At 70.4% G+C, this 16,847-nt stretch carries 14 protein-coding genes; 5 read left to right on the forward strand and 9 right to left on the reverse strand.

Annotated elements, in window-relative coordinates; genetic code table 11:
* Positions 1-84: 84 nt before the first annotated feature.
* The 5 genes from FJ108_03600 to ispD form a co-directional block, all read right to left on the reverse strand.
* A complete protein-coding gene (locus FJ108_03600) occupies positions 85-957 on the reverse strand; it encodes a DUF4124 domain-containing protein (GenBank protein MBM4334982.1) in 873 nt (290 codons plus the stop codon).
* A 20-nt stretch (positions 958-977) separates the two neighbouring features.
* Positions 978-4,883 (reverse strand): excinuclease ABC subunit UvrC, encoded by a 3,906-nt coding sequence (uvrC, locus tag FJ108_03605; protein MBM4334983.1) that lies wholly within the window; start codon positions 4,881-4,883, stop codon positions 978-980.
* Positions 4,884-4,955: 72 nt separating this feature from the next.
* Entirely contained in the window at positions 4,956-6,362 is a 1,407-nt protein-coding gene (locus tag FJ108_03610) for a cysteine--tRNA ligase (protein ID MBM4334984.1), read from the reverse strand.
* Positions 6,359-6,838: a 2-C-methyl-D-erythritol 2,4-cyclodiphosphate synthase gene (locus tag FJ108_03615; protein MBM4334985.1), complete on the reverse strand. Its 480-nt coding sequence runs from the start codon at positions 6,836-6,838 to the stop codon at positions 6,359-6,361. Before FJ108_03615 ends, FJ108_03610 begins: the two co-directional genes overlap by 4 nt.
* Positions 6,838-7,527, reverse strand: coding sequence for a 2-C-methyl-D-erythritol 4-phosphate cytidylyltransferase (gene ispD, locus FJ108_03620; GenBank protein ID MBM4334986.1), 690 nt, complete (start codon positions 7,525-7,527; stop codon positions 6,838-6,840). The genes FJ108_03615 and ispD overlap by 1 nt, the downstream gene beginning before the upstream one ends.
* A 123-nt stretch (positions 7,528-7,650) precedes the next feature.
* Here ispD and FJ108_03625 point away from each other — a divergent pair, with 123 nt between their 5' ends.
* Both FJ108_03625 and FJ108_03630 read left to right on the forward strand, forming a co-directional pair.
* Complete coding sequence (locus FJ108_03625) at positions 7,651-8,355, forward strand: TetR/AcrR family transcriptional regulator (protein MBM4334987.1); 705 nt, start codon at positions 7,651-7,653, stop codon at positions 8,353-8,355.
* Position 8,356: 1 nt separating this feature from the next.
* Positions 8,357-9,529, forward strand: coding sequence for an acyl-CoA dehydrogenase (locus tag FJ108_03630; protein MBM4334988.1), 1,173 nt, complete (start codon positions 8,357-8,359; stop codon positions 9,527-9,529).
* A gap of 8 nt (positions 9,530-9,537) precedes the next feature.
* Here FJ108_03630 and FJ108_03635 read toward each other — a convergent pair whose 3' ends face one another.
* Together FJ108_03635 and FJ108_03640 are read right to left on the reverse strand one after the other, a co-directional pair.
* A complete protein-coding gene (locus FJ108_03635; protein MBM4334989.1) occupies positions 9,538-11,115 on the reverse strand; it encodes a hypothetical protein in 1,578 nt (525 codons plus the stop codon).
* Positions 11,116-11,185: 70 nt separating this feature from the next.
* A complete protein-coding gene (locus FJ108_03640) occupies positions 11,186-11,695 on the reverse strand; it encodes a CarD family transcriptional regulator (protein MBM4334990.1) in 510 nt (169 codons plus the stop codon).
* A gap of 177 nt (positions 11,696-11,872) precedes the next feature.
* On the opposite strand from FJ108_03640, the gene FJ108_03645 reads away from it, so the two are divergent.
* From FJ108_03645 to FJ108_03655, 3 genes are all read left to right on the forward strand, one after another.
* Positions 11,873-12,505: a TetR/AcrR family transcriptional regulator gene (locus tag FJ108_03645; protein MBM4334991.1), complete on the forward strand. Its 633-nt coding sequence runs from the start codon at positions 11,873-11,875 to the stop codon at positions 12,503-12,505.
* Complete coding sequence (locus FJ108_03650) at positions 12,502-14,154, forward strand: TolC family protein (GenBank protein MBM4334992.1); 1,653 nt, start codon at positions 12,502-12,504, stop codon at positions 14,152-14,154. Before FJ108_03645 ends, FJ108_03650 begins: the two co-directional genes overlap by 4 nt.
* Before the next feature lie 133 nt (positions 14,155-14,287).
* The gene (locus tag FJ108_03655) at positions 14,288-14,821 is read left to right on the forward strand and encodes a polymer-forming cytoskeletal protein (protein MBM4334993.1); all 534 of its coding nucleotides are present in this window, start codon (positions 14,288-14,290) and stop codon (positions 14,819-14,821) included.
* Positions 14,822-14,836: 15 nt separating this feature from the next.
* Here the strand turns inward: FJ108_03655 and secF are convergent, their stop codons facing one another.
* Both secF and secD read right to left on the reverse strand, forming a co-directional pair.
* Positions 14,837-15,784 carry a protein translocase subunit SecF gene (gene secF, locus FJ108_03660; GenBank protein ID MBM4334994.1) on the reverse strand — a complete coding sequence of 316 codons (948 nt, stop codon included), beginning with the start codon at positions 15,782-15,784 and terminating at the stop codon, positions 14,837-14,839.
* The coding region (gene secD / locus FJ108_03665; protein ID MBM4334995.1) for a protein translocase subunit SecD at positions 15,784-16,847 on the reverse strand (1,064 nt) is incomplete at its 5' end. The genes secD and secF, both read right to left, overlap by 1 nt.

A 16,847-nucleotide genomic window follows, 5' to 3' on the forward strand; every position in this document is an offset into this window, starting at 1 on the left:
TGAACGCGTAGCTGCGCAATTCCGACCGCTCGGCGCTGCGCCTCTCGCGAGGAATCGCTTTCTCCCGACGGAGGACTGCGCTTCTCACCGCAGGCGGTCGGGAAATCCTGCGGCCTGCGCGCGGCTCTCCAGCTCCTCGAGCTGGCGCTGCAGCTTCTCTTCCTCGCGGTCGAGTCGCTCGAGATAGCGCTGCGCCTGTGTCTCCGATTCCGGCGGCACCGAGTCACGCGCCTTCTGCAGAGCGGCGAGCTGTCGATCGATCTGCTCGAAGCGCTTGCGCCAGCTCTCCGCGGCGACGCCACCGAAGACGCCCTGCACCGAGCCCGGGTCGAGCTCGCTGAGCCGCAGCTCGCCCAGCTCCGGATCGATCGCCACGCGGTAGCGGTTCCAGAACGGCATTCCGAGCAGGCCCGAGCTCATCGTGTCGAGCACCGCCATCTCGACGTTCTCCGCGTAGAGCGTGCCGATTCTGAGCGACGCGATCATCACGACCGGTACGCGCATCGGCTGGCCCGAGACGCCGACGACCGAGATCCGCGGCGTGTCTTCGTCGATCTCGACGCCGAGCTCGTCGGCCGCCCAGCGCGGCAGCGTGTTCAGCGACGCCCCGGTGTCCGCCTTGAAGTTGCACACCAGCCGATCCTCGAGCGAGGCGTCCAGGCTGATCTCGTGCCCGGAGCTCTGGAACAGCAGAACGTGCTCGCGCGCGGTCGCGGCCCGGGGCGGGGCGACCGACTCCAGCGCCAGCGAGTGCGCCGCCTCGCGATCGGTCTTCTCGAGCGCCCCCGGACTCTGCGGCTGCATCGTGATCGACTGGCCGGTCGGAACCTTCGCGCCGTCGTCGGTCACGTGGACCTGGCCGCGCTCGTCGGTCCACTGGTAGAGCTCGGCGCGCGGGCCGGCAGCTTGCAGGCAGAAGCCCAGGCAAGCCAGTGCGGCAATGGTGAAGCTGCGCATCGATTCCTCCCCCGCTCGGGTCAGTCGGGGTCCGTGTCCCCGGATCCATCGGCGGCGGAGCTGGCGTTCTTGACCGGCGTGTCGGTCGCGACCGAGGAGGCCGCTTGAGCCTGGAAGAAGCGGTGCACGAGCGCCGCATCGGCCTTGGAGAGCTTGGGCACGGCCTCGAGCTCGGCCTGCGAGGCGCTGCGCACCTTCTCCAGGCTGCCCAGCGTGCGCAGCAGCGCGCGCCGCTTCACCGGGCCGATGCCGGGCAGCTCGTCCAGGATGGAGCGGAGCTGCGTCTTCCTGCGCAGCTCGCGCTGGTAGCCGATCGCGAAGCGGTGCGACTCGTCGCGGATGCGCTGCAGAAGCAGCAGCGCGGGCGCGTCCGGCGCGAGCAGCACGGGATCCTTCACTCCGGGCAGGAACAGCTTCTCGCGCTTCGACCCTCCGTGGCGCAGTACGCGCCCGGAGCCCGACTCGTCGTCGCGCTCCTTCGCCAGGGACGCGAGTGCCATGCCCTCGATGCCGAGGTCCGCAAAGAGAGCGCGCGCGGCGTTCAGCTGCCCCTTCCCGCCGTCGAGAAGCAGCAGGTCCGGCGCCGGATCGCGGTCGAGCTTCTCGAGCCGCCGGCGCAGCACCTCGCGCATCGCGCCGTAGTCGTCGCCCGGCAGGGTCTCGCGCAACTTGTAGCGACGGTAGCCGTCCTTCTCGGGTCGGCCGTCGACGAAGACCACGCGCGACGCCACGCCGAGCGTGCCCTGCAGGTGCGAGATGTCGTAGCACTCGACGCGCGACGGCCGTTTCTCCATTCGCACTGCCTCGCGCAGGCTCTCGAGCACGACCTCGCTGGTCTGCTCGCGCCGACCGCGCTCGGCCAGCGCCAGCTCGGCATTGTGCGTCGCGAGGTCCACCAGACGCCGGCTCTCGCCCCGCTGCGGCGTGCGCACGCGAACCGCGCGGCCGGCGCGCTCGCGCCAGTGCTCCTCGAACGCCGCCCGGAGCTCGGCTTCGAGCTCGACCGGCACCAGCACCTCGCGCGGGATCTCGCGGTCCGCGGCGTAGAACTGGCCGAGGAACGAGCCGAGCGCCTCGGCGTCGTCGCCCGCGACGTCGCGAAACGCGTAGGCATTGCCGCCGGCCAGGTTCCCGAGCCGCACGTGCAGAACCTGGAACTCGAGCCGAGGTCCGTCGCGCGCGAGCCCGAAGACGTCGCGGTCGACGAACTTCCGCGAGACCATCGACTGCGCCTCGACCGTCTCCTCGATCGCGCGCACGCGATCGCGAAGCCGCGCGGCGTCCTCGAAGCGCTCGTCGGCCGCGGCCTCGGCCATGCCCGCGCGCAGCTCGCCGAGCAGATCCTCCGCCCGGCCGCGCAGGAACAGCGTCGCGCCGGCGACCAGCTCGCCGTAGGCGGAGTCCTCGACCAAGCCCACGCACGGCGCGACGCAGCGGCCGACGGAGTGCTCGAGGCACGGCCGCCCCTGGCGGCGGTAGCCGCGGAAGACCGGGTCGGCGCAGGTGCGAAGCGGAAAGATCTTCTGCAGCGAGTCGAGCGTCTCGCGCAGCGAATGGCTCGACGTGTAGGGGCCGAAGTACAGCGCGCCGTCGCGCGCGAAGCGGCGCGTCTCGGTGAAGCGCGGGTACGCCTCGCGCGGGTCGAGGCGCAGGCCCAGATAGCTCTTGTCGTCGCGGAGCTGGACGTTGTAGCGCGGCCTGTGCTTCTTGATCAGCGAGTTCTCGAGAAGCAGCGCGTCCTTCACGTTCGCGGTGGCGACGACCTCCACGTCGGCCACGCGCGCGACCAGGAACGGGATCTGGAAGCGACCGTCACCGCCCTTGTTGAAGTAGCTGCGCACGCGCGCGCGCAGGTTCTGCGCCTTGCCCACGTACAGGACGCGCCCGTCGGCGTCCTTGAACAGGTACACGCCCGGCTCGAGCGGAAGTGCCGCGACGCGCTCCTCGAGCGCGCTCAAGGCCGCCCTCGCCCTCCGCGCCCCTTCGCCTTCGGCGCGCGGGCGACCCGCGGCGAGGCCTCGTAACCGGCGAGCAGAGCGCCCTCTTCGAGCTCCTTCACGCGGTCGCGCAGCTCCGCCGCGCGCTCGAAGTCGAGGTCCTCGGCCGCCGCGCGCATCTCGGCGCGGAGCTTCTTCACCAGCGACGCGAGCTCCTCCGGGCCCAGGTCCAGGTCGGCCGCCTTCGGCACCGTCACGTAGTCCGCCTCGTACAGGCTCTCGGCGAGCGAGGTGATCGAGCTCTCCACGGTGCGCGGGGTGATGCCGTGGGCGCGGTTGTACTCGCGCTGCACCTCGCGTCTGCGGTTCGTCTCCGCGACCGACGCGCGGATCGAGTCTGTCTCGACGTCGGCGTAGAGCAGCACCTTGCCGCGCACGTTTCGCGCCGCGCGGCCCATGGTCTGGATCAGCGAGCGCGCGGAGCGCAGGAAGCCCTCTTTGTCGGCATCGAGGATCGCGACCAGCGACACCTCGGGCAGGTTCAGGCCCTCGCGCAGCAGGTTGATCCCGACCAGCACGTCGAACTCGCCGTTTCGCAGGTCGCGCAGGATCTCGGTGCGCTCGATCGTCGGAACCTCGGAGTGCAGGTAGCGCACCCGCACGCCGACCTCTTCGTAGTAGGTCGTGAGCTCCTCGGCCATGCGCTTGGTGAGCGTGGTGACCAGCACGCGATCGCCGAGCTCGACGCGCTTGCGGATCTCGGCCAGCAGATCCTCGACCTGGTTCTTCGCCGAGCGGATCTCGACCTCGGGATCGATCAGGCCGGTCGGCCGGATGATCTGCTCGACGACGATTCCGCCGCTCTTCTCGAGCTCGTACTCGGCGGGCGTGGCCGAGACGAAGACCGTCTGCCCCACGCGCTGCTCCCACTCCTCGAAGCGCAGCGGGCGGTTGTCGAGCGCGGACGGCAGCCGGAAGCCGTAGTCCACCAGCGTCTCCTTGCGGCGCCGGTCGCCGCGGTACATGCCGCCGATCTGCGGCACGGTGACGTGGCTCTCGTCGACGAAGCAGAGGAAGTCCTCTGGGAAGTAGTCGATCAGCGTGTAGGGCGGCTGGTTCTCGACGCGGCCGTCGAGCCAGCGCGAGTAGTTCTCGACCCCGTGGCAGAAGCCCATCTCGGAGAGCATCTCGATGTCGTACATCGTGCGCTGCTCGATGCGCTGCGCCTCGAGCAGCTTGCTCTCGCGCTTGAAGAACGAGAGCCGTGTGTCCAACTCGGCGCGGATTCCCTCGATCGCCTGTTTCAGCCGCTCCGGAGTCTGCACGTAGTGGCTGTTCGGGTAGATCATCGCCCGGCGCGGCCGACCCAGGACCAGCGCGCGCAGCGGGTCGATCTCGGAGATCTGGTCCACCTGGTCGCCGAAGAACTCGATCCGGATCGCGCGCTCGTCCTCGTAGGCGGGGAACACCTCGACCACGTCGCCGCGCACGCGGAACGTGCCGCGGTGGAAGTCGAAGTCGTTGCGGTCGTAGAGCATGTCGACGAGCTTGCGCGTGAAGTCGTCGCGATTCAGAGTCTGCCCCTGCTCGACGAAGGCGTGCATCTTCCCGTACGTCTCGGGCGAGCCCAGCCCGTAGATGCACGAGACGCTGGCCACCACGATCACGTCGCGGCGCGAGAGCACCGAGCGCGTCGCGGAGTGGCGCAGCTTGTCGATCTCGTCGTTGATCGACGAGTCCTTCTCGATGAAGGTGTCGGTGGTCGGCAGGTAGGCTTCGGGCTGGTAGTAGTCGTAGTACGAGACGAAGTACTCGACCGCGTTGTTGGGGAAGAGCTTCTTGAACTCGCCGTAGAGCTGCGCCGCGAGCGTCTTGTTCGGCGCCATGATCAGCGCCGGGCGGTTCAGCTTCTCGATCACCCACGACATGGTCGCGGTCTTGCCGCTCCCGGTGATCCCGAGCAGCGTCTGGTGCGAGAGCCCGCGCCAGGCCCCGTCGACGAGCTCCGCGATCGCGCGCGGCTGGTCGCCGAGCGGCTCGTAGTCGGAGATCATCTGGAAATCAGGCACGGCGCCAGCGACTCCCCTGCGGTGAATCCTCGATTCTGATGCCGCGCGCCTTGAACAGGTCGCGGATCTCGTCGGCGCGCTTCCAGTTCTTCGCCGCGCGCGCCTCGTCTCGCTCGCGCGCGAGCGCGTCGAGCTCGGCGTCGCTCTCGACGTGCTCCGCGCGCGCTTCCGCGAGGCCGATCGCGAGCACCGTGTCCCACTCGCGCAGCAGCTCGTACTTGTGGCGGCCTCCGAGCGCATCGCTGCGCAGCGCCTCCCAGACCACGGCGAGCGCGCGCGGGGCGTTCAGGTCGTCGGCGAGCTCGGCGCGGAAGCGCACGCGGAGCTCGCTCGCGACCTCGGCGCCGAAATCCGCCGTCTCGTTCGCGAGCTCCTCCGCGTGGCGCACGAGCCGGCGCCAGGCGGTCTGCGCGCCGCGCATCGCCTCGTCGGAGTAGCTGAGCTGCTGCCGGTAATGGCCGGAGAGCAGGAAGTAGCGGAACGCGAGCGGGTCGAAGCCCTGCGCGACGAGCTCGTCCAGGTTGAGCACGCTGCCGCCGGTCGACTTCGAGATCTTCGCGCGGTCGCTCATCAGCCAACCGCCGTGCATCCAGATCCGCACCCACGGGCGCACGCCGAGCGCGTTCTCGGTCTGCGCGATCTCGTTGGTGTGGTGCACGGGGATGTGGTCCGAGCCGCCGGTGTGGATGTCGAAGCGCGGGCCCAGGTGCGCGACGCTCATCGCCGAGCACTCGATGTGCCAGCCGGGAAAGCCTCGGCCCCAGGGGCTGTCCCACTCCATCTCGCGGCGCGGGCCGTCCGCGGCCGAGAGCTTCCAGAGCGCGAAGTCGGCGGCGTTGCGCTTCTCGAGCGCGCCGCCGATCCGCTCGCCGGTCGCCTGCGCGGCCAGATCCAGCCGCGCGAGCTCGCCGTAGTGCGGATCCTTCGAGACGTCGAAGTAGATCCCGTCGGAGACGCGGTAGGTGAAGCCCTTCGCCTCGAGCAATCGGATCATCTCGATCTGCTCGGCGATGTGGTCGGTCGCGCGGCACCAGACGTCGGGGGGACGGCAGTGCAGCCGCGCGAGGTCGGCCTGGAAGACGCGCGTCCAGTGTGCGGCGATCTCCCAGGCGGAGCGCTTCTGCTCGCGCGCCGCCTTCTCGAGCTTGTCGTCGCCGCTGTCGGCGTCGCTCACCAGATGCCCGACGTCGGTGATGTTGATGACGTGGCGCACCTCGAAGCCGAAGAAGCGCAAGCTGCGATTCAGAAGGTCCGCGAAGACGTAGGTGCGCAGGTTGCCCAGGTGCTGGCGCGCGTAGACGGTCGGTCCGCAGCTGTAGACGCGCACGAGCGGCGGCTCGAGCGGAGCCAGCCGCTGCTTGCTCCGCGAGAGCGTGTCGTAGAGGCGCAGCTCGCTCATGCGCCCACGCGCTCGAGCAGCACGACCGCCTGCGCGGCGATGCCCTCGCCGCGGCCGATCGCGCCCAGACCGTCGGTGCTCTTGAGCTTCACGTTCACGCGCGTGGCCTCGACGCCGAGAAGCTTGGCCAGGCCCTCGCGGATCTGCGCCTGGTGCGGGGCGAGCCGCGGCTCCCGCGCGACGATCGTGGCATCGACGTTCGCGACGCCGAAGCCCGCCCGCGCGACGCGCTGCAGGATCTCCCCCAGAAGCAGCGCGCCCGAGGCGTCCTTCCAGCGCGCGTCCGAGGACGGGAAGTGCGTGCCGAGGTCGCCCTCGCCCAGCGCCCCGAGCAGCGCGTCGCCGACCGCGTGCGCGAGCACGTCGGCGTCCGAATGCCCCGCGAGGCCGCGCGCGTGGGGAATGCGCACGCCGCCGAGCACGAGCGCGCGGCCCGCCACGAGCGCGTGCACGTCGTAGCCCTGACCGATGCGCATCACGCGCCCGCCCGCCGCGCGAGCAGCGCCTCGGCGCGCGGCAGGTCATCCGGGTGCGTCACCTTGAAGTTCTCGACGCGCCCGGCGCAGACGCGCACCTCGACGCCGAGCCGCTCGACCAGCGACGCGCAGTCCGTGCCCTCGAAACCATCGCGCGCCGCCTTGTCGAGCGCCTCGCGCAGGACCTCGACGCGGAACGCCTGCGGCGTCTGCGCCATGCCGAGCCGCGCGCGCTCGAGCGTGCGCTCGACGCGACCGCCGGACTCGGCCAGCCACTTCGGCGTGTCGCTCGCCGGCACGATCGGAAGCGCCGCGCCGGTCGCCTGCGCCGCGCGCAGCACCGCACTCGCGTCGTCGGGCTCGACCATGCAGCGCGCGGAGTCGTGCACCAGCACCCATTCCAGGTGCGGCCGCGCGGCCACCCCCGCCTCGAGCCCGCGCAGGACCGAGTCCTGACGACGCGCCCCGCCCTCGACGGGGGCGAGCCGGCGCGGCTCGGTCGAATCGAGCGCCGAGAGCAGGCCCGCCGGCAGCACTGGCTGGATCGCCTCGACCTCCGCGCAAGCCAGCAGCGCGGACTCGCTCCACTCGTACAGCGAGCGCCCGCGCAGGCGCACGAGCGCCTTCGGAAGCTCCTGTCCCAGACGAGTGCCCTGCCCCGCGGCGAGCAGAACGGCCAGCGCGCGCATCCGGGCACTATAGCGTGGTGCCGAGTGGCCGCGGCCCCTCCGGCCGCCGTCGGCCGCGACGCTTGACGCGGGATCGGACCCGATGCTAGCTAGTGCTCACTAGATAGAGCCGAGGAGCTCCCGTTGCCGCGATCCCGCAGAGCCGCCCGCACCCGCCTGCCCGCCGCCGAGCGCGAGCGACAGATCCTGCACGCTGCGAGCGAGGTGTTCGCGCGCGGCAACTACCGCCTCTGCAGCACGGCGCAGATCGCCGCGGCGGCCGGCATCACCGAGCCGACGATCTACGCCCACTTCGCCAGCAAGAAGGCGCTGTTCCTGCGCATCTTGGAACGCATCCGCGAGCGCATCCTCGGCCGCTGGCAGGAGGCCGGCGCCGGCGAGCCGCGAGACGCGCTCGCGCTGCTGGAGCGCGCCGGCTCGGTCTACCTGGCCGGCCTGCGCGACCACGCGGACGACTCGAAGATCCAGTTCCAGGCGCTGGCGGAGTGCGACGATCCCGAGATCGCGCGCTGTCTGCGCGAGAACCACGAGCAGTACGTGCGCTTCTTCGCGGACCTGGTCCGGCGCGGCCAGCGCGAGGGCTCGATCCGCGCCGACGTCGACGCCGAGGCGGCGGGCTGGGCGCTGGACGGGATAGGCTTCACGCTGACCATGATCCGCCTGCTCCACTTCGAGTCCGAGGCGGCGGAGGCGCGCATCGCCGAGATGCTGATCGAAGCCTCGCTCGCGTGGCTGCGCAGCGAGCCCCCTGCCCCCGCACGCCGCACCCCAGCGGGACGAGAGCCGTCCCGGAAACGCCGCGCCCGCGGCAGAGCCAAGGAGAGATGAGATGGCCGAGTCGAGCGAACAGATCAGCGAGGAGGTCGAGCTGCTCGAGAAGACCCTCACGCGCTTCGTGCGCGAGGACGTGCTTCCGCTCGAGCGCACGCACGGTCTGGACTGGGACACGCCGCCGCCGAAGGACCTGCGCCGGCAGGTCCGGCGCCGCTCGCGAGAGCTCGGCCTCTACGCCATCGACATGCCCGTCGAGGTCGGCGGAGCCGGGCTGCCCTTCGAGGTGCGCTGCCGGCTCGAGATGACCGCGCACTCGCTCGACACGCTCTTCTTCGAGGATCTGCTCGGCGGAAACGGAGGGCCGACCTCCATGCTGCTCGCCTGCAACCAGGAGCAGCGGCGGCGCTTCCTCGCGCCGCTCGTGGCCGGCGACGTCACCACCTGCTTCGCGCTATCCGAGGCCGAGGCGGGCTCGGACGTGGCGGCCTTGCGCACGCGCGCGGAGCGGCGCGGCGACCGCTACGTGCTCGACGGCGTGAAGAACATCATCTCGAACGCGGCGCAGGCGGACTTCGCGATGGTCTTCGCGGTGACCGACCCGGGGGCGGGCGCGCGCGGCGTGACCTGCTTCCTGGTCCCCGCCGACACGCCGGGCTTCCGGGTGAGCCGCACGCACGACTGCGTGGGCTTCAAGGGCTACCAGGCCGAGATCAGCTTCGAGGGCTGCGAGGTCCCGGCGGCGAACGTGCTCGGCGGCGAGGGCCAGGGGCTCCGGCTCGCGATGGACTGGATCAACGGCAATCGCGTGCGCACCTCGGCGTGGATGGCCGGAGTGACTCGCCACCTGCTGGAACGGAGCAGTCACTACGCAGGACAGCGGCGGCAGTTCGGCGCGCCGATCGGAAGCTTCCAGGCGATCCAGATCAAGCTCGCCGACATGGCGACCGAGCTCTTCGCCGCCGAGCAGATGATCCTGCGCTCGGCCTGGCTTCGCGATCACGGCCAGGACCTGCGCCGCGAGGCCTCGATGACGAAGCTCTTCTGCTCCGAGATGGTGAACCGCGCCGCCTGGGAGGCGATGCAGATCCACGGCGGCGCCGGCTGCCTGCGCGAGACCGGGCTCGAGCGCATCTACCGCATGGCGCGCGTGTTCACCGTGGTCGAGGGCACCTCCGAGATCCAGCGCGTCTCGATCGCGCGCTCGCTGCTCGCGCACGCCGCCGCGTGAGACCGCTTCTAGAAGCAGAGACCCGCGTCGAACGTGTAGCTCAGCGTGTAGGGCCGGCACTCGTAGCCGGGTGCGCTCGCTCCGCGGACCGACACGTAGAACACGTAGGCATCGGTTCCGGCGCCGCAGGCGCCGTCGAGATTCCAGCTGATCATCTGGCTCGTTCCCGCCGGCACGGTGAGGCAGTTCCCGCCAGGCACGCCGCACGTTCCCAGGCTCGCGCAGAGCTGGTAGGAGCCCGCGCCTGCCGGGACGGCGAGCGAGACGCGGAACTGGTAGTCCTCGTCGGTGCAGAAGGCGCAGCACCCGCAGGACGAGTCGGTCTCGGTGGCGTCGATGCGGTAGACGTCGACGTCACCCGACGAGAAAACCGTCGCGGTCGACAGCGCGGACGATTGGTCGCTGCCGACCCCTGCAATGAGCCGCGGCGCTGCGCAGCTCGCGTTCGGCTCCAGCGCGTCCGCGAATGCGCCGTCGTCGCTCGTGCCGTTGCAGTCGTCGTCGACGTCGTTGCAGGTCTCGGCCGTCGGCGTGCCGGGAACGCACGTGAGTGGCGCGCCGTTCTGGCACTGGTTCACGGTTCGCGTGCAGGCGCCGACGCCGCAGGTCTGCGTGCCCGGATTCACGTTGCTGCAGGAGCCGGCCGTCGTCCCGACGCACGTGCCGCCCGCCGGTACCTGGCAGGTCGGATCGCAGCTCGACGCCACCGATCCGCCGGGCTGGCTCGGGCAGAGCTGGCCTGCGGACTGGCACGCCCCGGCGCCGTTGCAGCCCACGAGCGCCGCGGACGCATCGGCCGCGGCGAGACACTGGCTGGCACTCCAGCCCGCGTACCATCCGGAGCACGAGACCCCCGCGCACTCTGCGTCCGGATCCGCGCCCGCTGCGAGATATGCGCAGGTCCCCTCCAGACCCGGCAGGTCGCAGCGCGCGCAGGTGGCGCCGCAGGCGCTCGTGCAGCAGACGCCGTCGACGCAGGGCAGACCGCCGGTGCACTGCCCCGAAGTCGTGCACGCGTCACCGACCTGGCCGAACGGTGTACACGCAGAGGTGTCGAAGCCGCAGGCGCCGGTGCAGGCGAGCGAGCCGGAGAGATACCCGAGCGAGACGCAGCTCTCGCCGTCGAGGTCGGCGCCATCGCAGACCTCGGGCGGCTCGACCACGCCGTTCCCGCAGACGCTCGAAGGCGGCACCGCAGGGGTGCAGAGCGGCTCGATCCCGGGCGCGATGCCCGCGATCGCGTCGCGCAGCCGGGCGAGGTCGCTGGCGTCGCACTCCCCCGCGGGCGGGGCGACGTCGCACTTCTCGAACGCGGGAAGTCCCGGCGCAAGCTTCTCGAGCGCGCGCCGGTAGAGCACGACGTCGAGCAGGTCGGGCCGGCCGTCGCCGGCCACGTCGCCGCACTGGCAGACGTCGCCGATTCCATCGGGTGCGGCGAAGAGCGGCCCACCGGCATCGGCCTGGTCGATGTTCGCGGCGTACGGACAGTTGTCGAGCGCGTCCTCGATCCCGTCGCCGTCGGCGTCCGCCATCGCGACGACCGGAGCGAGAATCAGAGCCAGGAGCAGCAGTGTGGCTGCGCGCATCTCCGCGCGATTGGAACACGTCGCCTTCTCCGCGCCTAGACGCTCGGCGCGTCGATCGGCCCCCTCGCCGCTACTTCACCGCGGCGCGGATCGACGCCTCGACCTCTTCGGTGCCGACGTCCTCGGCGGCGGCGAGCTCCTGCACGAGCAGTGAGCGCGCGTTCTCGAGCAGCTTGCGCTCGCCGAAGCTCAGCTCCTTGGTGTGCCGCAGGCGCAGCAGGTCGCGCAGCACCTCGGCGGTCTCGAAGATCGTGCCGACCTTCAGCTTGTCCTGTAGCTCGCGGAACTGGCGGCTCCAGGCGATGCCGACGCGCGCCTTCGTGCGCTTGCGCTCCTTCAGGATCTTCCAGACGCGCTCGGCCTCGACGCGCTCGATCGGCGGGCGGAGCCCGACCTCGGTGATCCGGTCGCGCGGGATCAGGATCCGGCTCTCGTCGTCGAGCTTGCGCAGCACCAGGAACTCGAGCTTCTGGCCGCCGATCTCGCGGATCTGCAGCGCCTCGATCCGGGTCACGCCGTGGCCCGGATAGACCGCGAGCGCCCCGACCTTCGCGACCCACTTCCGCACGGCTGTGGCCAATCTGCCCCCCGATCCGGGTTCCGAGCGAGACTCGTCGCCACTCTATCATCTGCGGGCCCGACAACGGGTTCCGCCGCGCACTTGCAACGAGTTTGCGTGCGGACGTAAGGTGATGACCGGACGTTCAGTCTGCTGGACGGCGTTTCAAACGACTGACTCCCCACCTCGAGACCGACGATGCCTCAGACCCGATTGGGTCGAACCAAAGAGGAGGTCCTGAAGGACTTCCGCACCGACGAGATCGTGCAGGCCGCGCGCCGCGTGATCGCGGAGCTCGGCTTCGCGGACGCGTCGATGGAGCGGATCGCGCACGAGGCGGGCGTCGCGAAGGGCACGATCTACCTGTACTTCCGAAACAAGGAAGAGCTTCTCGCCCACGTCGCCGAGCACGGCTTCGCGGTCATGCTGGAGCGCGCGCGCGCCGCCGCGTCGCGGGAGCGAAGCGCGGAGGGCAAGCTCGCGGCGCTGCTGCGGGCCGGACTCGAGCACTCCAGCGCAAACCAGGCGATCTTCCGCGCGCTGCAGGAGCAGCGCCTGCTCGCTCCGGAGAGCCCGCCGCTTCTCGCGGCGACGCTCGAGAGGAATCTCGAGCGCCTGGTGAGCTTCGTGGCGGGCGTGATCGAGCAGGGAACGCGCAGCGGCGAGCTTCGCGCCTGCGATCCGCGGCGCGCCTCGCGCTTCCTGGTCGAATCCATGCGCGGCGCGATCCTCGAGCGCCTGCGCGAGCCTTCCCGAACGAGCGTCCAGGCGGACGCCGAAGCCATCGTCGACTTCTTCCTTCACGGGGTCGGCGCGACGGAGCCAAAATGATGCGGACCCTTCTCACGTTGCTCTGCTTGCTCGCTCTCTCGATCGGCGCTCGCGCCCAGGCGCCGGCCGCCGGCGAGGTTCTCGGGCAGGATCGCCTGATCACGCTCCCGGAGGCCGTGGCGCTGTCGCTGGAATACAACCTCGGGTTGCAGGTCGAGCGGCTCGACCCCGCACTGGCGCGCGAGCGGGTGCGCGAGACCTGGGGCGCGTTCGACCCGAACATCGTCGCGCTCTACGACCGGCAGCACGTCGAGACTCCGGTAGCGAGCTCCGTGCAGAGCTTCTTCGGCACGCAGGGCAACCAGACCACCGACGACTACTACGTCTACAACGCGGGCCTGCGCGGCATCCTGCCCTGGGGCTTCTCGTATTCGAGCGGCTACACGATGCAGCTCTTGAGCTCCGACTCCGGCTTCTACGCGCTCGACAAGCAGTACACCGCCGTCTGGCGCAGCGAGCTTGCGATGCCGCTGCTGCGCAACCTGTACTGGAGCACGCCCGACCTGCTGGTCCGCCGCAGCCGCGTGACGCAGGACATCACCGACGAGAACTTCCGCGCGCGTCTCACCGACTCGGTCGCGCTGGTAGAGGCGGCCTACTGGGCCCTGGCCGCCACGCGCGCTCTCGAAGCCGCCGCCGAGAAGAGCGTCGAAACGGCGAACGACCTGCTGGAGCAGACGAAGGTGCAGTACCAGGTCGGCGTGGTCTCGAAGGTGCGGGTGACCGAGGCCGAGGCCGGTCTGGCGCAGCGCGAGTTCGACCGGATCGTGCGCGCGAACGAGGCGCAGTCCGCGCAGGACCGGCTGCTGACGGCGATCCTCGCGCCGCAGATCGGCGACTACACCTCGACGCGGATCCGCACCGAGGAGCCGACCTTCGTCCCCTACGAGGTGAACGCGGAGGTCGCGCTGGAGCGGGCCCGCGCGCTCCGGCCCGAGCTGATCGCGGCGCAGAAGGCCGTCGAGAACGCAGGGCTCGACGAGCGCTACGCCTGGAACCAGAAGCTCCCCGAGCTCAACGTGGTCGGCTCGTACACGAACAACGGGCTGTCCGGGAGCCAGAAGATCGCGCCCGGGACGCCGCTCGGCTTCCGCGACGACCCGACCACGCCCGGCGTGTTCGATCCGATCCCGGTGACGCAGGACGATTTCGGCTTCCCCAGCGGTCGCTGGGGCGCGGACAACGATTTCTTCGACGCCAGTGGCGCGCACAGCTGGGGCGTCGGCGCGAATCTGGTGGTGCCGATCGGCAACGACACGCTCGACGCCCGCCACGTGCAGAGCAAGATCCTGCTGCGGCGCGCGAAGACGAACCTGCGCATCCAGGAGCAGAACGTCACCGTCGACGTGCGCAACTCGGTGCGCGACCTGAAGAGCGCGATCGACGGAGTGAAGGCGTCCCAGCGCGCGCGGATCGCCTCCGAAGAGACGCTCCGCGCCGAGCAGGAGCGACTGCGGCTCGGCGATTCGACGCCGCACACGGTGCTCGACTACGAAGAGGATCTGCGCCTGGCCGAGTCGAACGAGATCCGCGCGCTGCAGGTCTACCGCACCGCGATCGCCGCGCTCGAGCGCGCGCAGGGAACGTTGCTCGAGAAGCTCGGCATCGACGTGGTGGACGAGCGCAGCCGCGGCGTCGAGGAGTTCTGAGGGGCCAGGACCCCGGCGGTTGTCAGGCGCCTGCGCGCGGGGCTACTCTGCGGGCGGCCAGAGGAGTGGCGCGCGCGTGTGAGCCCACTCACCGACGGCGACGCCGGCCGCGCGGCAACGTGCAGGAGTGACCATGGCGTTGTGGAAGAACAAGGGCGAAGCCGACGCTCCGGAGCAGAGACCCGAGCCGACCAGAATGCCCAGCTACACGCCGCCCGCGGGACCGCTCGGTTCCGGCGAGCGCCGACACCCGGGGGGAATCGAGATGGCGAACATCGGCAAGTCGATCAGCATCAAGGGCGACGTCGTCGGCGACGAGGACACGATCCTCGAGGGCCGCGTCGAGGGTCGCGTCTCGCTGCGCAACCACCACCTGACGATCGGCCCCAACGGGGACGTCCAGGGAGAGGTTTCGGCGAAGCAGGTCACCGTGGTCGGGAAGGTCTCGGGGAACGTCGTCGCCAGCGAGCGGATCGAGGTGCGCGAGACCGGCCGCATCCTCGGCGACCTGATCGCGCCGCGCCTGACCGTCGCGGAAGGCGCCATCATCAACGGCGCGATCACGATGAAGGAAGGCGGCGCGCCGGCGCAGACGCGGCCGGCCGAGAAGCGGCCCGACCTCGCGCCCGGCGCGGCCCCCGCGCCCGGAAGCCCGAAGCTCGGCTGAGCGGCCGGTCGCCCGCTAGCTCGAGGCGCGCGCCTTCGCGCCGGTCTTCGCCGGAGCCGGGTGTCCGTAGCGGCGCGAGAGCCGGATCAGCAGCGCGCTCGCGATGAAGATCGACGAGTACGTTCCGACGATGATCCCGATGAAGAGCGCGAGCGAGAAGCCGCGCAGCACCGGGCCGCCCAGCACCAGGATCGCGACCACCGCGAGCTGCGTCAGGCCCGAGGTCAGGATCGTGCGCGAGAGCGTTCCGTTGGTCGCCTCGTTCACGACCGACTCGAGCTCGCTGGTTCCGCGCACGGACACCGTCTCGCGGATCCGGTCGTAGATCACGATCGTGTCGTTGATCGAGTAGCCGATGATCACGAGCAGCGCCGCGAGCACCTGCAGGTCGAACTCCCAGCCGAAGAGCGAGAAGAGCCCGGCGGTGATCGAGATGTCGTGCACCAGCGCCACCACCGCGCCGGGCGCGTACTGCCACTCGAAGCGGAACCAGATGTAGAGGAGGATCCCGATCCAGGACAGCAGGATCGCCTGGAGCGCGGTGCGGCGCAGCTCGCCGCCGACGCGCGGGCCGATCGACTCGACACTGCGCACCTCGACGGGAGCGCCGAGCTTCTCCGAGAGCCCGGAGACGATCTTGAGCGAGAGATCGCGGTCCTCTTCCTGGGACGCCGGCAGGTTGATGCGGAACGTCCGCTCCTCGGGCGCGCCGACGCGCACGATCGAACCGTCGTTGAAACCGAGCTCGCCGAGCGCGCCTCTCACACGCCCTTCGTCCGCGTCTCCGGACGCCTCGCCGAGCTGCACCTCCACGAGCGTGCCGCCGGCGAAGTCGATCCCGAAGTTGAAGCCCTTCGTGAGCATGAGCGCCCAGGAAGCGACCACGAGCACGGCCGAGATCACCAGGCAGAGCGGCATCTTCGCGACGAAGTCGATGCGCGTGCCGGACTTGAAGAACTCCATCAGATCCTCAGCGTCTTGGCGTTCGAATCGCCGTAGAAGTAGTCGAGCAGCGCACGCGTGACCACGAGCGCGGTGAACATGCTGGCGGTGAGCCCGATCGAGAGCACGACGCCGAAGCCCTGCACCGGCCCGCGGCCGAAGACGAGCAGGATCACCGCCGTGAGCAGCGTGGTCAGGTTCGAGTCGAAGATGGTCCAGAACGAGCGGTTGAAGCCGGCCTGGATCGCGGCGCGCGTGTTCTTGCCGGAGCGAAGCTCCTCGCGGATGCGCTCGAAGATGATCACGTTCGCGTCGACGGCCATGCCAACCGTGAGCACCACGCCGGCGATTCCCGGCAGCGTGAGCGTCGCGCGTGCCAGGCTCATCAGCCCCAGGATGATCAGCACGTTCACGATCAGCGCGGCGTTCGCGAACATGCCCGAGGCGCTGTAGTAGATGGCCATGAACACGAAGACCAGCGCGAAGCCGAGCAGCGTCGCCTGCAGGCCCTGCCGGATCGAGTCCGCACCGAGCGCCGGACCGACGGTGCGCTCCTCCTCGATCACGAGCGGGATCGGCAGCGCGCCGGAGCGCAGCTGCACCGCCGTGTTCGCGGCCTCCTCGCGCGTGAAGTCGCCGGTGATCTGGCCGTTGCGGCCGATCTTGCCCTGGATCACCGGCGCAGTGATCACGCGGTCGTCGATGATCGCCGCGAGCCGATCGCCGATGTGCGCGGCGGTGAACTCGCGGAAGATCCCCGTGCCCTCGCTGTTCCACTGGAAGGTGATCAGCGGGCGGTTGCGGCGGTCGAAGTCGAGCCGCGCGTCGTCGAGCATGTCGCCGGTCAGGATCGCCTTCTTCGGCACCAGCAGCGCCTCGGTCTCCTGCCCGTCCCGCCCCACGGCCAGCACGATCTCCTGATCGTCGGGCACCGCTCCCCCGGGGAGCTTGGCCGTGAGAAGCTCGCGGCTGGGCGCGGCGTCGAGCACCTCCTTGAACTGCAGGAAGGTGGTCGACTCGAGCACCTTGCGCGCGCCGGCGGCGTCGACCGCGCCCGGCATCTGCACCAGGATTCGCCCCGACC

It is taken from the genome of Deltaproteobacteria bacterium, assembly GCA_016875225.1.
Taxonomy (GTDB): Bacteria; Myxococcota_A; UBA9160; order SZUA-336; family SZUA-336; genus VGRW01.